General features: G+C 54.6%; 10 protein-coding genes. 2 read left to right on the top strand and 8 right to left on the bottom strand.

Features of this window, described 5'->3' with window-relative positions:
• The 6 genes from VN887_19865 to VN887_19840 form a co-directional block, all read right to left on the bottom strand.
• On the bottom strand, positions 1–265 hold a 265-nt coding region (locus VN887_19865), incomplete at its 3' end, for an isocitrate lyase/phosphoenolpyruvate mutase family protein (protein HXT42275.1).
• Positions 266–1016: 751 nt separating this feature from the next.
• The gene (locus VN887_19860; GenBank protein ID HXT42274.1) at positions 1017–2852 is read right to left on the bottom strand and encodes a hypothetical protein; all 1836 of its coding nucleotides are present in this window, start codon (positions 2850–2852) and stop codon (positions 1017–1019) included.
• Positions 2853–3034: 182 nt separating this feature from the next.
• A complete protein-coding gene (locus VN887_19855; protein ID HXT42273.1) occupies positions 3035–3241 on the bottom strand; it encodes a helix-turn-helix transcriptional regulator in 207 nt (68 codons plus the stop codon).
• Between the two features lie 4 nt (positions 3242–3245).
• Positions 3246–3725 (bottom strand): DUF2975 domain-containing protein, encoded by a 480-nt coding sequence (locus VN887_19850; protein HXT42272.1) that lies wholly within the window; start codon positions 3723–3725, stop codon positions 3246–3248.
• A 1361-nt stretch (positions 3726–5086) separates the two neighbouring features.
• Positions 5087–5224: a hypothetical protein gene (locus tag VN887_19845; protein ID HXT42271.1), complete on the bottom strand. Its 138-nt coding sequence runs from the start codon at positions 5222–5224 to the stop codon at positions 5087–5089.
• 342 nt (positions 5225–5566) lie between these two features.
• A complete protein-coding gene (locus VN887_19840; protein ID HXT42270.1) occupies positions 5567–5812 on the bottom strand; it encodes a helix-turn-helix transcriptional regulator in 246 nt (81 codons plus the stop codon).
• 153 nt (positions 5813–5965) lie between these two features.
• Here VN887_19840 and VN887_19835 point away from each other — a divergent pair, with 153 nt between their 5' ends.
• Together VN887_19835 and VN887_19830 are read left to right on the top strand one after the other, a co-directional pair.
• The gene (locus VN887_19835) at positions 5966–6496 is read left to right on the top strand and encodes a hypothetical protein (protein ID HXT42269.1); all 531 of its coding nucleotides are present in this window, start codon (positions 5966–5968) and stop codon (positions 6494–6496) included.
• A gap of 475 nt (positions 6497–6971) precedes the next feature.
• The gene (locus tag VN887_19830) at positions 6972–7517 is read left to right on the top strand and encodes a hypothetical protein (GenBank protein HXT42268.1); all 546 of its coding nucleotides are present in this window, start codon (positions 6972–6974) and stop codon (positions 7515–7517) included.
• Positions 7518–7687: 170 nt separating this feature from the next.
• On the opposite strand, the gene VN887_19825 is transcribed toward VN887_19830, so the two are convergent.
• Entirely contained in the window at positions 7688–8143 is a 456-nt protein-coding gene (locus tag VN887_19825) for a response regulator (GenBank protein ID HXT42267.1), read from the bottom strand.
• A 54-nt stretch (positions 8144–8197) separates the two neighbouring features.
• The coding region (locus tag VN887_19820; protein HXT42266.1) for an ATP-binding protein at positions 8198–8795 on the bottom strand (598 nt) is incomplete at its 5' end.

The raw sequence follows: 8795 nt of genomic DNA, 5'->3' as shown, positions 1-8795 counted from the left end.
CATGTTCCAGGTCCGCAGCCACCGGCAGGTCAGTCGCCTCAACGATCATTCGCGCGTTCGCCAGCGACTCGTCTCGCGTCATCCGGCCATCGCGCCGCCCGAGAACACCCGCCGCAGCGGCGCTCGACGTGGCGAATGCCTCAAAGCCCAAACCGGCCAACAGACGCGCGGAGCCGGCATCCCACGGGTTGGGGATCAAGAACGCGCCGGACCCTCGATGCAGTTCCTGAAATCGCAACGCCTTTTCGTGTTGTGTCGTAGTCATAATGTGGATTGATGTCTGGAACAACATCGTTGGCAACAAAATCCGTTTGCTCAACGGAATTATGTGGGGAACAAAATGGAATTCTGTGCCGGAATGGACTTCCAAAGTCTTGCCCGATGGATTGCCTGATCAGAACTGTTCGCCGTCGCCAACTGCAACGAATCAGTCTTTGCGGCTTTGCGGCCCGTCGACTGAGCTGATCGGTCTGCGGGATGTAGAAACTGCGCCTGGTCTGGAACAGATAGCCCAGCCTCCCAGCATTCATAAATGTCATAATCGTTTGCATCGATTTCGATTGGCTTCACGTGGGTACAGCCATCTTTCCGAGAGATACGATAGACAACGAAATCATCCAATTTCAGATTTCCGCAATTCCTCTGAAGTTCTAAATGTGGATTGAATCAATTCTCGTAACCGCCGGATTTGTACGACGCTCATAGAGCGCCGCTACACTTGCCGCATCGCCAACTCCCGACACGGATCGTGTTCCCGAACTGCGGACAAGTGGGTGAACGTGGGAGTTGTCCTTTAACAGAGGTAACCCATGTTCTTCGGCCCGCAGTAAATTGGTTGATGACTACTCCCGGGAAAAAGTGATTCCGTTCTGAACAGTCGCAACGTCTGGAACGCACGCAACAGTTCCTAAAACCTGGGTCCTGAAGATAACACGTGTTGTGTCTGCTCGAATTGCTATTGGGGGGCTGGCCCGCCCTTACGTCAGGGTCAGCTGTGTTCCCGTAGCAGGAAAAGGTCAGTGGCGCATCTGCGGCACCACCTCGCCGGTGGACAGACGCCGGGCGGGATAGAGCCCTCCCGGGAGGGAGAACTTGATGAGCGCGAGTTGTTCGGGAGTCAACCCGTTCGCTTTGGAGCCAAAGAAAAGCCGGGTTTCCCCTCCTCCGGACGTCGAGCCATGCCAGTTGTTGACGTACAGGTTTGCCGTCGGGCTCCAGGCTTCATCGCGGCTGTTGGCCAGCCGCAAGACCGACGGGCTGTCCGGAAAATCGATGCTCGAAATTTCGGATGAATCGCCGCTGGCCAGGCGCATTAGGCCGAGCGTCTGCTCTCCGGGCCGTGCCTGCCAGTTCCCTCCCGCCAACGTCACCACACCCGAGTGGTTGATTACGCCTCCGCTGTGATGACAGGTGGCTCCGTTGCTGATGGAAATATTGTTCACGCTCAGGCTACCGCCAGTGAGTGTATAGCCCTGAAAATTCGCGCTTGTGCCCGTAATCAGAAGATCACCCGTAATCACGTTCGTGCCGCCGGTCTGGTCAAAACCGCCGTTGTCCAGGAAATTGCCGCCTTGAAGAGAGCCGATGAGGGTCACGTTCGACGCCGATAAAACCCCCCCATTGAGTCTGTACAGGCTTGTGTACCGGCCTCCGTTCGAGGCCAGGGGCGGGCCAGTAACCATATCGCCGGAGATCAGGTTCGAGCCGCCCTCCTGATCAAAGCTGGCGATCCACATGCTCAGGCTCATTGCTGAAAGTGTTCCGTTCCGGAGCGTATAGACCGCCGGTGCGATACCACCGAGAGCACCCAAATCGCTCCCGCGCATCACGAGGTTCGATGCGATGCTGTGCGCCCCGTCCCATTGGTCGAAAGTTCCGAGGGCGCGCAGAGTGGTGGACGAACTGACCGCCACAACACCGTTGGAGAGAACATAACTGCCCCATCCACCGAAGCGGCTGCCATTGCCGATGGTCAGTGAAACGGCAAAGTTCGTTCCGCCGGACTGCTGAACGGCGCCGCTACCACGGGCGGACGGAACGGTCATCTGCCCCGTCAGAGTTCCGCCGTTCAGAACGTAGAGGCCACCTGAATAGTCAAAGCCAACGTCCACGTCGGCAGTCACGTTCCCCGCCTGTTGGAAAAAACTTCCATGGTCCGAAACCCGGAGGAACCCTTGCACCTCTCCTTCGTAGAGGTCATATTCCCCGGACTCCTCAACGTGCAAACTTCCTGAATTGTTCGCGCCCCCGTACTGAACGAACTTGCCCCAGTCTTCCAGCAGGAAATTGACAGTCAGAGTGCCATTGGTCAGGAAATAGCCGCCGGAATTGACCCTGAGTCTGCCATCAACATCGACCTGCGAAAAGTCGCCCTGGCTGAAATTCCCCAGGATGAAGAGATCCGCTTCATAAGGAAGCCCACCCTGGAGCACGTGAAGCGAGGACCCTTGCATCACGACCGCGCCATTGGGATCAACGGTGAGGCTTCCAGTTTGCAGTGGCTGCTCGAACCCGGAGAAGGCCATCAGGAGCGTGTTAAACGAATCAACAGGCGCGCCCACGCGCAGTGATTGGACGCTCATGGACTGGGGGAAGTTCTGCGCGGTTTGAGGTCCGATTGCCAGGGCCTTCAAGCCTGCGTTGTCGAAGAGGACGTCCTGCGTCGCGTCCGGCAGCATACCGAGTGACCAGTAGGCCTGCTCTTCCCAGAAGCCGTTGTCCGGTTTGGTCCAGCTGTTGGTGTCGGCCAGCACGGGCGCAATCGCGACGAGGAACAGGAATGGAATGGAAAACATACCGCGGAGAAAACGGGCGCCGCAATTCAACCCGCTGTAAGAATGAAGAAATTGCATGCGCAATTCCTACTTTCCGCCGGGCCAGTCTGGCGATGGGGTGGAAACCCCAAAATCGATGCGCAAATTCCCCCGGGTATTCTGCTGGCTTCGTCAGGGTTGGGAATCCCGGAAATTGGCTCCGCCGCGGAGCGGAACAGGAATGGAAAGGAAATTTTTGGTTTGCGGCGTCGCGCCAAAATTCAGTTCTTCTTGTATTCCAAAATATCTCCTGGCTGACACTCCAACGCTTTGCAAATCGCCTCCAACGTTGATACGCGAATTGCTTTGGCCTTTCCGTTTTTCAACACGGAAATATTGGCCATGGTGATGCCGACCTTCTCGGCAAGCTCAGTAACGCTCATTTTCCGTTTGGCCAACATGACATCGATGTTAATAATGATGGCCATGACGTTAAACGGTTAGGTCGTTCTCGGACTTTATATCGACGGCACTTTGTAAGGTTCTTTCAAACACGGCCGCGGCAGTAGCGATGACGATAGAAACAAAAGTGGTCACAATACACATGGCGAGAAAACCCGCCGGGTCGTCACCTTCAGCATGGAATATCCTTATGTATATTCCTGCCATCACAATCAAAATGCTCAATAAGATCGCGCAATATTTTATATTCCTTAAAGCCTTCACAGAGTCTAGTGAGAATACTTTGTTTTGTCCGATGTATCCGAGCAATTTGAACGCCTGATACAGGGCAACAAAAAATGAAATGGACGATAGGTACCCATACGCCAGGAACGGATCAGCGTAAATATGATACAGGTCTAAGTTTGCGGCTCTCCCCTCGGTCAAGGGGAATCGGATCATGATGACCAGAGCCACGATACCGATTAGCACAATGACTACCTGAAGAAATATTGTTGAGCTTCTTTTCATGGTGGTTCTTATGAATTTTTATGTTTTTATCCTAATTTATGATTTATCGTGTTGCAATATGTATTTATCGTTATGTGAGGACAGGGAAATCTTAACAAATCGTCTGGGCGACAGCCGGAACTTCTGAATATCTACCTGGCAGGAAGATATTCTGCCGTTAAACCACAGCCGCGAAATTAAAAGGGCCGGGAGCTGCGTCGGTTTGTGGCCGTCCGCAAGGGCTTTCCGGGCCCGTGCCCTTGGCGGAGCCATGTTGGGTCAAGGCCCCGCCTTGCAACAAAGAACAAACACCTCCTGGCGATCTACTCGATCCCAGCCCGCGGTTTCACGGCGGCTGTTTCGGTGTTTAGAGGCACACCTCCTCCGAAGCCCTTCAATTGTAAAATCTGGTTTAGTCGTTTCGGCGCTCGTATCGGCGACTCATGGGCACACCCCATCGGTTGAGCGTGATCGCTCTTTCTCGCCAAATTCTGTCTTGCGCCCGGCGACATCATTCCGATGTCAGCTTTTCTCTACTCACAGCCTCGATCCTTTCGTTTCGTTGATTTAATCGCTCATGGACAAACAAAAAACCCTGCCACCATCGCGGTAAGCAGGGTTTGGAAATTCTATGGACTTCGATTACCTGCTTACCTCCGGTCTATCCAATGTGGGTTCCTGACCTCCATACGCTCTGGATAGGCTGAGCTCACAATTCGGCCGGCTATGACGTGTCGCACCGGCGACCGTCTTCGGCCAAATCGTGACGGATATGTTCATGCAGGTTTTCATGACGGGCGCCGTGTGTAATTCAAAACAGTTGTCGGAGCAACTTATTTCTTTTCGTTTGAGATATTTCTCATCCTGATATTCGGATGCAATAATGGAAAACATGCTGACGCATCTTCCACCGATCCTTGTGCGCCTCCGTCCACTACGGCCAACCTGCAAACGTCTTCGTGCCATCAATTCGGTGGATGAGACGGCAAAATACTCATGCACGGTCCGCGAGCCTTGTCATCGTTTCAAAACTCACTGATCGCTCTCCCGGTCGGGCGGTCAGGAGATTCTGCAGTTCACACCCGTCCACGCCCCGATGGGCGCTTTGAGCGTAGCGCGCTCTCACGGACGGCGACACCGTTGCCCTCACCCACTGATTGGTTCCTTGCGCCCGCCCAAAACCTTTTGATAATGTGCGCCTCAACCACGAGGCGGGCGATTCCGTTTCGTGGTTGTGCCCGGAACCATTTTACGGACAGTCTCCGTGGATGGCACCGGGTTAAAACGGAAGCGGCCCGGAGTCGGCTCTCTGCGGACGCATCACCGCAGGCGATCCGCAAGTCAGTGACCGCCGGTGTGGCGAAATGGCAGACGCACAGGACTTAAAAAATCACCTTCAGCCATTTTCCGACCTTGCGCGCCATTGCGCGGAAACGCAGAATGCTCTTGTAAACATTGGCTCCAAGCACGTTTTGCGCGCTCAGGTCAAATCCGGCCAGAAATCCGCCAAACCTTAGCAAAAACCTTAGCAAAGCCGGAGGGGGGGCGGGGGTGGAGAGAAACGGCCTGACGCCCTCAACCCGGACGAATTCACGCGCGGAGATTTTTCCGACAAAAGACCATTTTGATTTCGCGTTGTCTAACTGATTACAGAGCCGCGCGGTGGAAATCTTTAAGGGATGAGGGATGACAACGAGCTGATGCTCCGCCGCTTTGATCAAGTGCCCGGCGCTGTCATATCAGACACGCATAATTCACTTTGTTATCGTGTCCGATTCAGAAAATACGGCGATGACGCTGGGAACATACATTACCAACCAATCTCTGCCCAACGAAGGAGTCAGTTGCAGCAAGCATCGAGCTTAATCGGAGACCGATCTTTCAAAACGCTCAATAAATCTCACCAAGGAAGTGCCGAGTGCTTGGCAGACCTCGCGGAGCTCAATCAGATCCAACCGCCTTTCGCCTGTTTCATATTTGCTGACGTACGACTGAGGCTTTTTGAGTCGCTTGGCGATGTCTGACTGGGTCAGCCCTTCGGCTTCGCGAGCTTCCCGCAGCAGCTTTTGCAGCCGTTCCTGCCCGACGCTGAAAATGGTCTTTGACACCGGGCGCCCATGATTAAACAGAGTTGACTGTTATCCCAAAACGGGATAATACTTCCTTCAGTCAGTTGACAATCCGAGTCGAGCTTCCCAACGCGGATGGTTATGCACGAAAAGACAAGCGGTTCCGCTTGATTTTCATGAAAGGGACAGACGATGGCACACAATCTGGCCACCATAAACAGTCCAACCCCGGAGCAGTCAAAGCTGGTGGAGGAGGTCTGTGCTCACAACCTACGAATCCGCCGTTTGATCCTGAATTCGGAAGGTTGTTTGGATGCTGTGGCTCTCGATGAACGGCGCCAATTGGGATCGCGGCTTTGGAATGAATACATTTACCCGCGGTTTCTGCCAGTATACCTGGAGTTGTTCCCCAACACTGAGGGCAGGTGCGCCAGTAAGGATCCTTTTGGCGACATTCGGCGCATGGCGATCACCTATTGCGAGTGGGTTCGTCGTAACGGTTTTTTTCATGCCTTTGATGGGTCGATTTACTTTCTTCGTGTGAATACCTTTGTTCTGTGCGATCTTCTCATTGAAGGACCGTCGTTCGTCCGCTTGTCGCTGGAAGCCGTGGCCCAGACGATGGATCGCCTGGCCAATCGGGACTCAAAAACCGCACCGACATCATGGCTCGGGAAATTGCTTCGGATTGTTGGGAGAAGCCCCGGCTCGAACGGCCTTTAGCATGGACAAGTCTAAATCACCGGCACGGGAAAATCCGATCATCACTCTGAACTTCTCGCGCTCGGATGACGGGTTGGAACACGAAGTTCGCCTCTTTGAGAGGTACCAGGAGGGATTTTATCTCTCCAAGTGTTTAATCACATCGGAGCGAGAGGGCTCTTCCGAGCGCGCCGAATATAGAATAGAAGCCGATGAATACCGGGGGATCTTGGAGGCTCTGCTTCAGATTCGAGTCTCAATCGTTCCCGCAGAGGTCCCCTTGCAGTTAGGACCACACAGCAGGATCAGCATAGCTGCCGGCGGCTCTCTGGCCGTTTTCAGCTGGGGCGCTAATTCGCGCGGCTGGGAAGCTCTCGCGGAGGTGGCTGGCGCGATCCGACAACTCCAGTGGAAGTACACACAACAGTACGAGTAAACAAGCTTAACGGTTATTTTGATCTTTGGGTCCGTACATGCCCACACCTGGATTCATTCAATGGCACCGCAGCTCGAGATAAACCAAAAAGATTTGAAGGAACCGTTTTGGCTGCTCAAGAAACTGTGCCGACCTGAACGCGATGAGGAGGCCATTATCAGTTTTGGCGATCGCGTTTTGCACATCGCTCTCGGTGGAATGGCGGTGACGATTCCGGCAATTGGGGAATGGTTTGGACAAGTCAGAATTCCCGGAGCTTTTGTTTTGCTTCTGGCCCAAGTGCCACCGACCGTGGACCCCGTTTTTGTTTACGTTGACGAAGGACGGTTTCACTTTGGTTCGACGTCGGTTGGCTGCGCCTGGCAACCGCCATGGTCCGCGCTGATCGAACTTCCGATGAAGCCGGAGATCAAAAGGATTCTCGCGCTGCGTTCCAGATACACCGAGGAGGAGATTCGGGCATCGGGGTGGGAGGAGAGACTGGGTACCGCCGAGGAGTATCGGAATAATATATGTGAGACGATTGCCAAAAGACTCTTTGATCTCGGTGTGCGCCCGGAGGATGTCCGGCGTTTGATCGACGAATGCGTGGTGCGGGACGACTGACGTCACCCGTCATAAAACCTGGAGACTATCTTCCTCGGGCTTTTCGACCATCGCCGGAGGATTTTCCCACAAGGATGGAAGCGGAATATGAACACCAGACAGCTTCCAGGCGAAGTGAATCAGCATGTCACTCCAGGACTCCCGGCCCGGGGAGGGCGTTCATTGCGCGGTCAGCGCGGATTCTGACGGGCTTTTGGAGGCGGCTCGTTAACCACCGCCCAAAAAGCACCCACCTGCTTTACCACCTTGACGAACTGTTCAAAAGCAACCGGTTTCACCACATAGGCATTGGCGCCCAATCTGTAACTTTCGACCAGGTCGGACTCTTCCTTCGAGGAGGTGAGCATGACAATGGGAATCGATTTGAGGTTTTCATTGGATTTAATCTCCCGCAGCACCTGCAACCCGTCCACCTTGGGCATCTTCAGGTCCAGTAAAACGACGGCAGGATCACCACCTGCGCGGGATTCATGCGCCCCGCGTCGGTGGAGATAATCCAGCGCCTCGGCTCCGTCCCGCACGACGACCACCTCATTGGCCAGATTATTCTCCGCCAGCGCCGTCAAAGTAAGCTCGATGTCGTTTTCGTTGTCTTCCGCCAACAGAACGGTATTGAATTCAGCCATAATCTTGTCGCTGTTGAGGAGAGCAGGAGCCTCTCCAGCATCATTTCTGGTTTATTACCACGGCGTTTGCGCCTTCGGAATGGAGAAGTAAAAAACCGCGCCTTCACCGACTTTGCCTTCGGCCCAGGTCCGGCCTCCGTGTCGGTTGATGATGCGGCGGACGTTGGCCATGCCGATTCCGGTTCCCTCGAATTCCCGGTCGTTGTGCAACCGCTGGAAGACCCCGAAAAGCCGGTCCACGTACTTCATGTCAAAGCCCACGCCGTTATCCCGTACGAAGAACACTGTTTCCGTGGCCGAATCCTCCACGCAGCCGATTTCAATGTTCGCCTGCTCACGTGGCCGCGTGTACTTGACCGCGTTCGACAGCAGGTTGACCCACACCTGGCGCAGCATCGCAGCGTCTCCCTGAACCCCGGGCAAGTCGCCAACCTTCCATTCGATGCAGCGTCCCTGCGTCTCGGGCGCCCGCTCGGCGATGACCTCCGCCACCAGTGTTTTGGTATCCACTGTTGCCCGGCGCATTTCCTGGCGCCCCATGCGTGAGAAGAGCAGCAGATCGTCGATCAGGTTGCCCATCCGTTTGGCCGCCTCGCTGATCACTGCCAGATGCCGTTTGCCCTTTTCGTCCAAACGGTCCGCCGAATGGCTC

This window comes from Candidatus Angelobacter sp., from assembly GCA_035607015.1.
In the GTDB taxonomy this organism is placed as follows: domain Bacteria; phylum Verrucomicrobiota; class Verrucomicrobiia; order Limisphaerales; family AV2; genus AV2.
Note: the sequence above shows the minus strand (reverse complement) of the source record. Positions and strands in the feature narration are given on the sequence as shown.

Bases quoted from the DNA above. Each gene is read 5' to 3' on its own strand.
- VN887_19860 (HXT42274.1), bottom strand. From the start codon at position 2,852: ATGCAATTTCTTCATTCTTACAGCGGGTTGAATTGCGGCGCCCGTTTT.
- VN887_19855 (HXT42273.1), bottom strand. From the start codon at position 3,241: ATGGCCATCATTATTAACATCGATGTCATGTTGGCCAAACGGAAAATG.
- VN887_19850 (HXT42272.1), bottom strand. From the start codon at position 3,725: ATGAAAAGAAGCTCAACAATATTTCTTCAGGTAGTCATTGTGCTAATC.
- VN887_19835 (HXT42269.1), top strand. From the start codon at position 5,966: ATGGCACACAATCTGGCCACCATAAACAGTCCAACCCCGGAGCAGTCA.
- VN887_19830 (HXT42268.1), top strand. From the start codon at position 6,972: ATGGCACCGCAGCTCGAGATAAACCAAAAAGATTTGAAGGAACCGTTT.
- VN887_19825 (HXT42267.1), bottom strand. From the start codon at position 8,143: ATGGCTGAATTCAATACCGTTCTGTTGGCGGAAGACAACGAAAACGAC.